Consider the following 12,550-nt stretch of genomic DNA (forward strand, 5'->3'; position numbering starts at 1 on the left):
GGCCCCCTCTCTTCGTTACCCCCGCGGGTGCTAGCGCCCTCGGACACACTTGTCATACAGGTCGGGCAGGCGGCCCGCAGGGTCGTAGTCCCGCTTCAGCCGTCCGTACGAATCCCCGTTGTAGAACTGCCAGAACTCCTCCGGCGAGTAGAACGAGTCGGAGTACAGGGACTTGTGCCCGCCCAGCTCGGCGACCACCCGCTCGATGCGGCGGTTGTAGACGCCCTCCTCCTCGCCGAAACCGAGCCGCACTCCCGACCAGAAGCCCACGTTGACGTACAGCGTCTTGGGGTCCAGCGGGTACAGCGGCCACGGCCGGTCGTCGACGACCTGGAGCGGGCACAGCCACACCGGGCTGATGCCGATCTCCTTGTCGAAGAAGTCCAGGAACTCGGGCAGCCGGTCGACCGGCACCTCGATGTCCTGGATCACCGGCTCGCTCGGGTAGCCGGTCAGCAGCGTCTCGACCCGACGGCTCAGGCCGTAGCGGCGGTCGAGCGCGACGATCTTGCGGTAGACGTCGGAGCGCAGGTACCGGCGGGGCACCAGCCGGCGCACCCACGGGTCCTGCACGCCCAGCGCCTGGGAGCACCAGAACCAGTCGGTGTCCCAGCGCCACAGGTAGTCCCGCACGGTCAGGTGGTCGACCTGCTTGAACGGAATCGACTTGTAGTAGATCTGCTGGCCGGTGTAGTCGCTGGTGTGCGGAGCGCTGTCGACGAACCGGCCCAGGGTCAGGAACATCGCGCCCCGGCTGAACACCGTGCCGTCGATGAAGTCCACGGCCTCGTCCTCGTACGCCCGGTCGGCGCAGATGCGGGCGATGGCGGCGGCGCAGTCGTGGGCGTTGCCGAAGCGCACGTGCCGCAGCCGCACGAACGGCTTGACCGGCTGGAGGTCGATCTCCAGCCGCAGCGAGTAGCCGAGGGTGCCGTAGGAGTTGGGGAAACCGGAGAACAGGGCCGAGTGCTCGTTGTCGGCCCTGGCCACCACCACCCGGCCGTCGCCGGTGAGGATCTCCATCTCCCGCACGGACTCGTGCGGCAGGCCGTTGCGGAAGGACGAGGACTCGATGCCCAGGCCGGACACGGCGCCGCCGAGCGTGATGGTCTTGAGCTGGGGCACCACGTGCGGCATGAGGCCGTGCCGCAGGGTCGCGTCGGCCAGGTCCTCGTAGGTGGTCATGCCGCCGACCTGGGCGGTGCGGGCCACCGGGTCCACGCTGAGCACCTTGTTGAACCGGCTGACGTCCAGGCCGGGGTGGGCGTTGGCGTCGCGGAAGCGGAACAGGTTGGAGGTCGGCTTGGCCAGCCGGACCGGGGTGCCGGGCGGTAGCGCGGCGTACTGCGCCCTCAGCGCCGCCACCTCGGCGTCGTGCTCCCTGGAAACGGCCGTCCCACCTGCTTGGTTGCCCACGGCAACCGACTCTATTGGGCCGGGTGCCCCGCGTCACGTCGGAATATCCCGATCCATTGTCATCCTCGACACACGGTGACCGTCGCGTCTCCCGCTTGCCGGGACGAGGACTGCGATACTCGGTCACATGCTTGCGCTCAGTGAGATCGCCCCGACATTCGTGGAGATGGCTCACCGGATCGTGTGGTGCACGGTGTCGACGGTGGACGGTGACAACCGGCCCCGCTCGCGGGTGCTGCATCCGTTCTGGGAGTGGGACGGCGCCGCCCTGACCGGCTGGATCGCCACCATGCGGACGGGGCAGAAGAAGGCTCAGCTGGAGCACAGCGCGTTCACCGCCTGCAACTACTGGGCGCCCAACCATGACACCTGTCTGGCTGAATGCCGGGCGGTCTGGGAGCAGGACCCGGCGGTCAGGGAGCGGGTGTGGCGGCTGTTCGCCGACGCCCCGGAGCCGCTCGGCTACGACCCGGGCGGCATCGGCGTTCCGGGCTGGGACGGCCCTTCGTCGCCGGCCTTCTCCGTGCTACGCCTGGATCCGTGGCGAGTGCGCGTGCTGACCGGCGAGCAGCTGGTGACCGGCAAGAAGGCCGTGGCGTGGCGGGAGTGAGAGTTCCGCTGCTGGTCGGCCTAGCGGCCCTTGCGCTGGCCGGCTGTTCGTCCACCTCGGACGCCAATCCGCCGCCGGTGAAACTGGACGAGCTCGACCTGACCCACTACATGTCCAAGCCGTGCTCGTTGTTCGACGCGGACCAGCTGTCCGATCTCGGCATGAGCCGGGCCGCGGTCGGGTCGATCCAGCCCGACCTCTCGATGTGCGTGCTGTCGGCCGCCGGCTCGAACGTCATCGTCCACCTGGCGACCAACTCGCCGTTCCCGAAGGCCGACGCCGGCCGGCAGGTGGCCGGCTTCCCGGCGCACGAGGTGGCCGGCAAGGACACCAGCTGCGCCGTCTGGGTGGTCGTCGCGGACACGCAGCGGATCTCGGCCAGTTCAACCGGCGGTGACGGCTGCCATTTGGCTGAAAACGTTGCGACATCGGCCATTGCCACGATCAAACGGCTGAGCCCGTGACCGCGTGTGGGGGATGATGGGACCGCTGTGGAGCCTCGACCGGAAGACCTCAACGCCTGGGTGAACGCGGGATTCGCCCGGGGGGAGGCGGCCGTCTGGCGCCGCTGGGGCTTCACGGTCGCGACCGCGCGGGCCTGGATCTCGGCCGGCGTGACCACCGGACTGACGGCGGCGCAGTGGGCGATCGCCGGGGTCACGCCGAGCACGATCTCCGGCTGGCGCGACGCCGGCATCAGCCCGGCCGACGCGGTGCGCTGGCACGAGTTCGGCGTGGGACTGAAGGCCGCCGCCGAGTTCAAGGCCCGCGGCGTCAGCCCCGAGCAGGCGTGGTCGCAGCGCACCCACGGCACCGACAACCCGGCCGATCTCGACGTGGTGCGGCGGTTCCGCGAGGCCGGCGTGGCCGGACCGGTGCTCAGCTCGTACCTGCTGCGGCAGTGGCTGGACGAGCAGGCGCTGGAGTGGGCCCGGCAGGGCGTGGACGCGGCCGACGCGATGGGCTGGCGGGAGCTGGGCCTGAGCGCGGCCGAGGGTGGCGAGCTGGCCCGGGCCGGCCGGCGGCCGGTGACCGAGCTGCGCGAGTGGTGGCGGGTCGGCATCCCGTTCGAGGAGGTCGCCGACTGGCTGGGCGCGGGGCTGGGGCCGGACGAGGCGGCCGGGCACCGGGCCAACGGGGTGACCGTCGAGCAGGCCGCACGGCTGCGCGACCAACGCCGCCGACGCCGAGAACCGGACGAATGACCGGGACCCGTAACGGGGACACGGGCGAATACGGGTCACCCTGCGAGTGAGTGCCCGGCAACTCTTTCGACTGACGGACCCACCCCATCCAGCGCCCATCACTTACCGTCATCACGGGGTGACGAGAAAGGTGATGTGCGGGTGGGGTCGATCGAACCCATGGTATCGGTGGCCGGCCGGCGCGTGCCGCTGGCCGAGTTCGTCGCCGACTGCCTCGATCCCGCCGGGGACGAGGAGCTGATCGCGGCCCGGCTGACCTTCCTGGCCGGCGGGCTGGACGCGCTGCGCACCGCGGGCGCGCCGCGCTGGACCCAGGTGGGCCTGGCCGGCGTCGACACGGGCCTGTATCCGGCGCTGCGGGACGCCGTGGCGCAGCTGCTCGCCGACGGCGAGATCACCGATTTCCTGTTCACGCACGGGTCGCCGGGCATGCGGGTGCGGTTCGCCGCCGCGCCGGGCCGGGCCACCCAGGTGCGGGCCGAGGTGCGCCGGCTGGCCGCGCGCTGGCGGCGGCGCGGGCTGGTGGCCGAGGCGGTGCCCGGCGTGTACGAGCCGGAGGCGCACCTGTTCGGCGGGCCGGACTCGATGCGCCACGCCTACCAGCTGTTCACCGTGGACTCGGTGATCTGGCTGCGCCACCACAGCGACATGGGCGACGGGACGCCGGCCTGGGTGGTGTCGCTGCGCATGCTGCGGGACGTCTTCGACGGCCTCCAGATCACCGGCTGGGAGGACCTCGACGTCTGGGCCCGCGTGCGGGACATCGCCGGCGGCGGCGAGCCGGGCCCGGTCTCGGCCGAGCTGGAGGGCTGGTGGACCGGCGACGAGGAGCTGCTGTCCCGGCTGCCGGAGCCGACGCGGGAGCTGCTGGAGCTGCACCGGGCGCGGGTCACGCCGGTGCTGGAACGGTGGCGGGCCGAGTACTTCGCCACCGACCAGGCCCGGGTCGGGCCGCGCGAGGCGGCGGCGTACCACGTGGTGCAGCACTGGAACCGAGCGATGCTCGGTCCGGCGGAGCGGGCGCTGGTCCTGGACACCCTGGTCGGTCGCCGTGCCGGATGAGGCCTTGACCATCGGGGCCGGCGGCCTGCTGCGGATCGCCGGCCTGCCGGCCCGGCTGTGGACCGCGGCCGGCAACCCGGAGCTGTTCACGCTGCTACGGGAGCGCACGTGTGAGCAGTCCTCGTACGCCCGCTTCGCCGACACGCTGGCCGGCCGGCTGGGGGCGGAGCTGGTGCCGCATCCGTATCTGGAGCCCGAGGAGCGGGCGGAGCTGCTGGCCGTGCGCCGGCTGCTGCACCGCGGCGAGCCGGCGCCGGAGCGGGACTGCTACCGGGTGGCCGGCGCGGTCGCCGGCCTGAACGCCGAGCTGGCCGACGACCTCATGCACGCCGGCGACTGGTCCACGGCGATGGTGGCCCGGCAGCTGGCGGCCGAGCAGGCGCTGGCGGCCGAACGTGAGCGTCTGTCCGATCTGCCGTGGCGGCTGGTGAACTCCTCGGAATTCGCCATGCGGGCGGTCACCGAGGCCGCGCCGGGCATGGTGGACGACATCAAGCGCCGCCTGTCGTTCGGCGAGACGTGGGACAGCAAGCGCTTGCGGCACCGGTCCGACTACCTGCTGCGGGTGTTGGCCCGCGGCGCGGCCAAGCCGACGCCCCGGGACTGGCTCGGCCACGTGGCGCTGCTCGGCGTCGGCCGACGGGCCGGCGCGTGGACGGCCGTCGGCGAGTCCGCGGCCAACCGGGTCACCGCCGTGCGCGGGGATCGCGCGCTGCCCGACCTGATCGGCGCGACCGTGGCCCTGACCGGCCTGAACTGGATCGACGGCGATCACCTGTGCTGCTGGGTGGTCGACGCCGTGGACGCCGGGGCCATGCGGCGGGTGAAGGTCCGGCGCACGCCGGCGTTGGACGCCATCCGGCGCACCCTGTCGGCCGGCGCGATGGAGGCCGACGAGCTGGTGATGCGGCTGTCCTCGGACGCGCCGGACGTGCTGCGCGGCTACCTGCGGCACCTGGCCGGCCTCGGCGTGCTGGTGGTGTCCGCGCCGCCGAGCAGCGAGCTGACCGGCTGGGGTCCGACCGCGGCCGCGCCGCCCCGGCCCGGCTTCGTCGACGTGTACCGCAAGGCCGGCGGCACCATGCCGACCGAGGCCGCGACCCGGCTGGAGAACCTGCTGGCCCAGGCCGGACGGGTCGGCGCGGTGCTGACCGCGGCGGCCGGGCCCGCGCCGGAGCACCCGATCCTGGCCCTGGTCGGGCCGCAGCCGCGACCGGTGACCGAGGTGCTGGCCGAGTTCCTCGGCCGACGGGAGGATTCCCGCGACCCGGCCCTGCACGCGTGGGACAGCGGCGTGCCGACGCAGCGGCCGGGCTGGCCGGCTCCGCCGTCCGATGTGGACACTCCCTACGGGCGGTTGCTGGCGCTGCTGGACACCGACGCGGACCAGGTCACGTTGACGCCGCAACTGTTGGACGCGATCGGCGCGCCGCCGGTGGCCACTTCGGCGTGGCCGGTGGACTGCCTGGTGCGGCCGATCGGCGTCGGCGGCGGTCACGGAGCGGTGCTGGAGGGGGCGGCGCCGGCCGGCGTGGTCGACGCCCGGTTCGTCGAAGCGCTTCGACACCTGCACGGCGAACTTCCCCACGTGGCGGCGTATCGGGCGTTTCTGGACGAGCTCGGCCGGCGGTGCGGGGCCGAGACGGTGGAGATCCTGGTGCCGCCGCAGGACCCGCAGGCGGCGGGCGCGGTGCGCAGGCCCCGGTACTGTCCGATGTGGACCGGCGACGGCGACTCGTCCGGCTACCAGCCGGCCGGCGGGCGGCACCTGCCGCTGGACCGGATCACCGTGCGCCGGGTCGGCGACCGGATCGTGGCCGAGGACACCGACGGGCCCGATGGCCTTGCCCTGTGGCCGATGTACCACTCGGCCCGAGCACCGCTCGCCCCGTGGGGCTTACTCGTGACCCTGCTGACCGCGGCCTCCCCGCTGCGCCGCCTGGCCGGGCCGGTGGCGCTGGGCAACCCGTTGGCCGCGCTGCCCGGCCGCACTCGATTGCCACGCCTGGTTCTCGCCGGCGGCCTGGTGCTGTCCGGCGCGCAGTGGCGCATCGCCCGCGAGCAGCTGCCGGCGGCGGACTTGCCGGCGGGGGAACGGATCCGGGCCATCGCCGCGCTGCGCATCGGCACCGGGATCCCGCGCTGGGTCTTCGCCCGCTCGCAGGGCGGCCACCAGCCGCGGCCGGTGGACCTGGACTGCCTGTCGGCGGTGCGGGCGCTGGACAAGCTGCTGGCCGACGATCCGGAATCGGGGCTGGTGTTCGAGGAGATGCTGCCGGACCCGCATCACCTGCCGCTGCGCGACGCCGACGGCCAGCCGGTGGCCGGTCAGCTGCTGGCCCGGCTGCCGGTGGAGGCCACGCCGGGACGGCTGGCGGCACGGGCGATGCTGGCGTGGAACGGGGTCGTCAATGCCGAACAGGAACGGGCACTCCCCCGACAGCGTGACAACGTGGACAGCGCGGTCCCGGTGTGACCGCCGCGACGGTCGTTCACATTCAACAGCCATCCGGGCGAAACATGTCTCATCTCCAGGCGGAACCGCCTGGTCAGAACGTAGAGACGGGCAACAAGTCGCAACACTTTCGGCGGTTGGGGTTTCAGCCGGCGACAAAGTAACGTAGAGTCGTAATCGGTGCGGTTCTAGTAACAACGATCATGTACTAACCTTGGGACCGGAACGTCGCACCGACAACCACAGACCAGATCTACCGCAGGCCCCCCGCTACTCCTCCCCCCGGTAGCGGGTTTCGCGAGACCCCCGTCCACCTCCCCCCTCTGGGACGGGGGTCTCGCCCTGTCCGGACCCGGTCACGTTTCGGTGCGGAGCCCCGGGTGTTGTGCACTCCGTGTGAGCTTCTTTCGGTGCGGTGCGGAGTTCTGCCGAATACGCGGCGGTTTACGTCCACCGCGGTACGGAGATACGGCGGTCACGCCGGCCGAGCGCCGAGTTGGCCGACGGCCAGGCAGGTCCGGTTCCGGCCGCCGCGCTTGGCCGCGTAGAGCGCGGTGTCCGCGGTGCGCAACAAGTCGTCCAGGCTGTGGCCGTGCTCCGGGTACAACGCGGCCCCGACCGACGCCGTCACCCGCACCACCGCCGTGTCGCCCTCGTCCCCGGTCACGGTCACGGCGAGCCGCTCGACCGTGCGCCGGATCCGATCACCGGTGTGCAGCAACGAGGTCTGGCTGTGCACGCCCGGCACCAGGATGCTGAACTCCTCGCCGCCGAAGCGGGCCACGAAGTCGAAGTCCGGCACCTCGGCCCGCAGCGCGTCGGCGACCGCCCGCAGCACGTCGTCGCCGGCGAGATGGCCGTAGCGGTCGTTCAGGTTCTTGAAGTGGTCCAGGTCGATGATCAGCAGTCCGACGCCCTCGTCGCGGCGGCCGGCCACCGCCAGCTCCTTGCGGGCCGCCTGCCGCCAGTGCACGGTGTTGGCCAGGCCGGTCTTCGCGTCCTGGCGGGCGTCGTTCTCGAACTGGCGGACCAGGATCGCCCGGTGCAGCACCACCGCCACCGGCACGCCGAACAGGATCACCAGCGGCGCGTGGGTCAGCACGACGGAGACCAGCACGCCCAGGCACACCGTGGCCACGTCGATGGCGTTCAGCTCAAGATCGCCGACCAGGTCCACCAACCGGGGCCGCGACGTGGTCAGCCCGATCGCGCCGCCGATCAGCACCACCTGCGCCACCCAGTAGGCGATGCTCGCCGTCGCCAGCACCGCCAGCTCGGCCAGCGACCCCGGCACATCGGTCAGCGGCGGCGGCCGGTGCCCCAACACCAGCAGCAGCCCGCTCGCCGCGCAGGCCGCCAGCGTGATCGACGCCGCCGAGAACACGTTCCGGTGCGCCGGGCGGTCGAAGGCCAGCCAGCGCTGGCCCCGGGTCAGCACCACCATGCCCAGCACCAACAGCGGCGGCAGGCAGCACACCGCCGCCACCAGCCAGATCGAGGTCAGGTCGACCTGCGGGCCGCCCGTGGTCACCCGGCGTACGCGCTCGATCCGCCTCGACGCCTGTAGGTGCACCACCGCGCACGCCGCCAGCACCCCGAACGCCAGCAGGTCCGCCCGCGTCACCGGGGCCGCCGCCAGCACCGCCAGCGCCGCCGCCACGGCCGCCGTCTCCACCGTGAGCACATAGGCCACCGCCGGCGTCGGCAGCTGCCACAGCGGCCAGGATCGAACCCGCCACCAGCCGTCGCCCATCCCGCACACCGCCCCCAGTCGTGGTCCGGCCCGCACCCCCGACGCTAGCCCCGTGCGCCTGGCAGGACCCCAGATCTGGCGAAGGGTGGCCGCGCGCTCGGTCAACCAAGGCACCTTCGCGCACCGCCATCACCCATCCGCACCACCACCCGATGCTTGGAAGGGGGCTTTCCTCCACTCGGAGTGGAGGAAAGCCCCCTTCCAAGCGTTGGCGGCGGCGGAGTGGGTTGGAAAAGGGGACTTAGGGGTAGGGTGGGGGCATGGCCGCGCGGGAGTGTTCGATCGCCAACGCCCTGGAGGTGATCGGCGAGCGCTGGACGCTGCTGGCGCTGCGCGAGGTGCTGCTGGGCAACCGGCGGTTCGACCAGATCGTGCGGCAGACCGGGGCCAGTCGGGACATCCTGGCCACCCGGCTGCGCAAGCTGGTGGAGGTGGGGCTGCTGGAGCGCCGGCAGTACGAGATGCACCCGCCGCGCTACGAGTACCACCCGACGGACGCCGGCAAGAGCCTGCACACGGTGCTGCTGACGCTGATGGAGTGGGGCGACCAGCACATGACCCAGGGCCCGCCGCCCACGGTCATGGAGCACAGCTGCGGCGAGGCCCTCCATCCCAAAGTTGTGTGTGCGCACTGTGACAAGCCGGTAGAACTGGGGGACAGCCGAGTGGTGCGGCTCGGCGGCCGACCCGTCGAGAGGTGACCCCATGCGTTTCGCCATCGCCACCCCGCAGTTCGCGGTCGACCCGGCCGAGGTGCGCCGGTTCCTGGTCCGGGCCGAGGAGCTGGGGTTCATCGGGGCGTGGACGCAGGAGCAGATCCTCGGCACCAAGCCGGTCATCAGCCCGCTGGAGCTGATGGCCTACGCGGCGGCCTGCACGGAGCGGATCCGGCTGGGCTGCGCGGTGTTCGTGACGCCGCTGCGCAACCCCGTGCACCTGGCCAAGAGCATCACCTCGCTGGACCAGCTCAGCGGCGGGCGGATCGACGTCGGCGTGGGGGTCGGCGGCCGGTTCCGGCCGTTCGCGGCGTTCGACTCCGGCCCCGAGCACCTGGTCACCCGGTTCACCGAGGGCCTGGACCTGATGAAGCGGCTGTGGACCGAGCCCTCGGTCACCTTCGACGGCCAGTTCTGGCAGCTCAAGGACGCCGGCATGGAACCGAAGCCGGTGCAGCGGCCGCACCCGCCGGTGTGGTTCGGGGCCAACCACCCCAAGGCCCTGCGCCGCGCGGTCCGGCTCGGCGACGGCTTCATCGGCGCCGGCTCGTCCACCACCGAGAAGTTCGTCGACCAGGTGAAGCTGGTCCGGGCGGCGACGGCCGAGCTCGGCCGGCCCGACTTCCGCATCGCCAAGCGCGTGTACCTGGCCGTCGACGACAGCGCCGAGCGGGCCAAGGCCCGCATCGGCGAGGCGCTCGGCCAGCTCTACGCCCACTTCGGCCTCGGCGACCTGACCTCGGTCGCCGTCTACGGCACGCCCGACGACGTGGTCCGCGGCCTGCGCGAGGTGCGCGACGCCGGCGCGGAGTGGATCCTGCTCAACCCCATGTTCGACGAGCACGAGCAGATGGAGCGCCTGGCCGCCGAGGTTATCCCACAGCTCAGCTGAGCCGCCCTCTTTTTGCCACATGCGCTTCCCACTTGCGCCCAGATGCCAAGTAGGAAGCGCATGTGGCATAACCGGGGCGGGTGCGCCACATGCGCTTCCCATGTGGGCCCAGATGCCAAATGGGAAGCGCATGTGGCGTAAGAGGGGGTGCGGCGGGGGTGGCTCAGGTAAGCTCGGCGAGCTGCTCGGCCGTCAAACCCAGCTCTGCCAACACTTCCCGGGTGTGCTCGCCGGAAAACGCCGGCGGGCCGGGGATTTGCGAGGGGGTGCGGTCGAAGCGGGGGGCGGGGGCGGGTTGCACGACGCCGGCCAGTTCGACGAAGTTCTCGCGGGCCTTGTTGTGCGGGTGGTGGGCGGCCTCGTCGGGGGCGAGCACGGGGGCCAGGCAGGCGTCGCCGCCGACGGCCAGGGCGGCCCACTCGTCACGGGTGCGGCGGCGCACGGCGTCGGCGATCAGCGTCCGAAGTCCCGGCCAGTTGGCGGGATCGTGGCGGTTGGCGGGCAGCAGGGCCGGGTCGAGTTCCAGGAGGACGACGAGTTCGGCGTAGAACTTCTCCTCCAGGGCGCCGATGGCGACGAACTTGTCGTCGGCGGTGGTGTAGGTGTCGTAGTACGGCGCGCCGCCGTCGAGGAGATTTCCGCCGCGGGGCACGGAAAGCGCGCCGGCGGCCTTGAGGCCGTAGAGGAAGGTCGAGACCAGGGCGGCCCCGTCGACCATGGCGGCGTCGATCACCTGCCCGAGGCCGGAGCGCTCGCGTTCGTACAGGGCGGCGAGGATTCCGGTGGCCATCAGCAGCCCGCCGCCGGCGAAGTCGCCGACGAGGTTGAGCGGCGGCACGGGCCGATCACCGTTGCGGCCGATGGGTTCCAGCGCGCCGGCGATGGCGATGTAGTCGATGTCGTGCCCGGCGGCGTCGGCCAGCGGCCCGTGCTGGCCCCAGCCGGTCATCCGCGCGTAGATCAGCCGCGGGTTGCGGGCCTGGCAGTCGGCGGGCCCGAGGCCGAGCCTTTCCGTGACGCCGGGCCGAAATCCCTCGACCAGCACGTCGCTGCGTTCGACCAGCCGCAGCACGGCGTCGATCGCGGCCGGCTTCTTCAGGTCCAGCGACACGGAGCGACGGCCCCGGGTCAGCGGATCGTTGGGCACCGGCGGCGGCGCGCCGGGCCGGTCGACGCGGATGACCTCCGCGCCCATGTCGGCCAACACCATGCAGCCGAACGGACCGGGGGCCAGGCCGGCGAGTTCGATGACGCGAAGTCCGGCGAGGGGGCCGCTCACAGCGACCGCCCGATGATTTCCTTCATGATCTCGTTGGCGCCGCCGTAGATCTTCTGCACCCGGGCGTCGGCCCAGATCCGCGCGATCGGGTACTCCTTCATGTAGCCGTAGCCGCCGAACAGCTGGAGGCAGCGGTCGGCGACCCGGCACAGCCGTTCGGTGGCCCACAGCTTGGCCATCGCGGCGGTCGGCACGTCCAGCTGGCCCAGCAGGTGCTGCTGCACGCACTGGTCGACGAAGGCCCGGGTGACCGCTACCTCGGTGGCGCACTCGGCCAGCTCGAACTTGGTGTTCTGGAACTTGATCAGCTCCCGGCCGAAGGCCTGCCGCTGCTTGACGTAGTCCAGGGTCAGCTCGAGAGCCGTCTGCATGCCGGCGATGGCGGACACGGCGATGATCAGCCGCTCCTGCGGGAGCTGCTGCATGAGCTGGACGAAGCCCTGCCCCTCCTGCCCGCCGAGCAGGTTGCCGGCCGGCACCCGCACGTCGTCGAAGAACAGCTCGGAGGTGTCCTGCCCCTCCAGCCCCAGCTTGTCCAGCACCCGGCCGCGGCGGAAGCCCTCGACCTGCTGGGTCTCCACGACGATCAGCGAGATGCCGCGCGCGCCCTGGTCGGCGTCGGTCTTGGCGACCACGATGATCAGCTCGGCCTGGGCCCCGTTGGTGATGAAGGTCTTGGCCCCGTTGATCACGTACTCGTCGCCGCTGCGCACCGCCCGGGTCCGCACCGCCTGGAGGTCGGAGCCGGCCCCGGGCTCGCTCATCGCCACCGCGGCGACCAGCTCGCCGCTGGCCAGCCGGGGCAGCCACCGGCTCTTCTGCTCCTCGGTGCCGTAGTTGAGCAGGTAGTGGGCGACGATGCCGCTGTGCACGGAGTTGCCCCACGAGCTGTCCAGGGCCCGGGCCTGCTCCTCGATCAGCACGGCCTCGTGGGCGAAGGTGCCGCCCCCGCCGCCGTACTGCTCGGGAATGCTGATGCAGACCAGCCCGAGCTCGCCGAACCGCCGCCACAGGTCGCGGTCGATCGCGTGCTGGGCGGCGAAGCGCTCCTGGTGCGGAGTCAGCTCCTTGGCGAACACGTCACGGGCCAGCCGGCGCAGCTGGTCCAGGTCCTCGGTCATCCAGGCGGAGCGGTGCGGAGCCACACGACCTCCCAAAGAAA

11 protein-coding genes are annotated in these 12,550 nt (G+C 72.1%); 7 read left to right on the plus strand and 4 right to left on the minus strand.

All coding sequences use genetic code 11. From position 1 onward, the window contains the following. Nucleotides 1-30 precede the first annotated feature (30 nt). Entirely contained in the window at nt 31-1,416 is a 1,386-nt protein-coding gene (locus ACIG5F_RS10800) for an FAD-dependent oxidoreductase (RefSeq protein ID WP_396517299.1), read from the minus strand. 127 nt (nt 1,417-1,543) lie between these two features. Here ACIG5F_RS10800 and ACIG5F_RS10805 point away from each other — a divergent pair, with 127 nt between their 5' ends. The 5 genes from ACIG5F_RS10805 to ACIG5F_RS10825 all read left to right on the plus strand — a co-directional run bounded on the left by ACIG5F_RS10805 (nt 1,544) and on the right by ACIG5F_RS10825 (nt 6,769). Next, nucleotides 1,544-2,026, plus strand: a complete 483-nt coding sequence (locus tag ACIG5F_RS10805; RefSeq protein WP_396517301.1) for a pyridoxamine 5'-phosphate oxidase family protein — start codon at nt 1,544-1,546, stop codon at nt 2,024-2,026. After that, entirely contained in the window at nt 2,014-2,490 is a 477-nt protein-coding gene (locus ACIG5F_RS10810) for a DUF3558 family protein (RefSeq protein ID WP_396517302.1), read from the plus strand. The genes ACIG5F_RS10805 and ACIG5F_RS10810 overlap by 13 nt, the downstream gene beginning before the upstream one ends. Nucleotides 2,491-2,517: 27 nt before the next feature. Continuing rightward, a complete protein-coding gene (locus tag ACIG5F_RS10815; RefSeq protein ID WP_396517303.1) occupies nt 2,518-3,231 on the plus strand; it encodes a hypothetical protein in 714 nt (237 codons plus the stop codon). 141 nt (nt 3,232-3,372) lie between these two features. After that, entirely contained in the window at nt 3,373-4,293 is a 921-nt protein-coding gene (locus tag ACIG5F_RS10820; protein WP_396517305.1) for a thiopeptide-type bacteriocin biosynthesis protein, read from the plus strand. Next, nucleotides 4,283-6,769, plus strand: a complete 2,487-nt coding sequence (locus tag ACIG5F_RS10825; RefSeq protein WP_396517306.1) for a hypothetical protein — start codon at nt 4,283-4,285, stop codon at nt 6,767-6,769. Before ACIG5F_RS10820 ends, ACIG5F_RS10825 begins: the two co-directional genes overlap by 11 nt. A 454-nt stretch (nt 6,770-7,223) precedes the next feature. Here ACIG5F_RS10825 and ACIG5F_RS10830 read toward each other — a convergent pair whose 3' ends face one another. After that, the gene (locus ACIG5F_RS10830) at nt 7,224-8,501 is read right to left on the minus strand and encodes a diguanylate cyclase (protein WP_396517308.1); all 1,278 of its coding nucleotides are present in this window, start codon (nt 8,499-8,501) and stop codon (nt 7,224-7,226) included. Nucleotides 8,502-8,761: 260 nt separating this feature from the next. Between ACIG5F_RS10830 and ACIG5F_RS10835 the strand changes: the two genes are divergently transcribed. Continuing rightward, nucleotides 8,762-9,202 (plus strand): winged helix-turn-helix transcriptional regulator, encoded by a 441-nt coding sequence (locus ACIG5F_RS10835; RefSeq protein ID WP_396517310.1) that lies wholly within the window; start codon nt 8,762-8,764, stop codon nt 9,200-9,202. 4 nt (nt 9,203-9,206) lie between these two features. Beyond that, entirely contained in the window at nt 9,207-10,109 is a 903-nt protein-coding gene (locus tag ACIG5F_RS10840) for an LLM class flavin-dependent oxidoreductase (RefSeq protein WP_396517312.1), read from the plus strand. Between the two features lie 163 nt (nt 10,110-10,272). Here ACIG5F_RS10840 and ACIG5F_RS10845 read toward each other — a convergent pair whose 3' ends face one another. Then, nucleotides 10,273-11,388 carry a CaiB/BaiF CoA transferase family protein gene (locus ACIG5F_RS10845; RefSeq protein WP_396517314.1) on the minus strand — a complete coding sequence of 372 codons (1,116 nt, stop codon included), beginning with the start codon at nt 11,386-11,388 and terminating at the stop codon, nt 10,273-10,275. Continuing rightward, nucleotides 11,385-12,509 (minus strand): acyl-CoA dehydrogenase family protein, encoded by a 1,125-nt coding sequence (locus tag ACIG5F_RS10850; RefSeq protein WP_396517368.1) that lies wholly within the window; start codon nt 12,507-12,509, stop codon nt 11,385-11,387. The genes ACIG5F_RS10845 and ACIG5F_RS10850 overlap by 4 nt, the downstream gene beginning before the upstream one ends. Nucleotides 12,510-12,550 lie beyond the last annotated feature (41 nt).

The sequence above is a fragment of the Kutzneria sp. NPDC052558 genome (assembly GCF_044547355.1).
Classification (GTDB): Bacteria; Actinomycetota; Actinomycetes; order Mycobacteriales; family Pseudonocardiaceae; genus Kutzneria.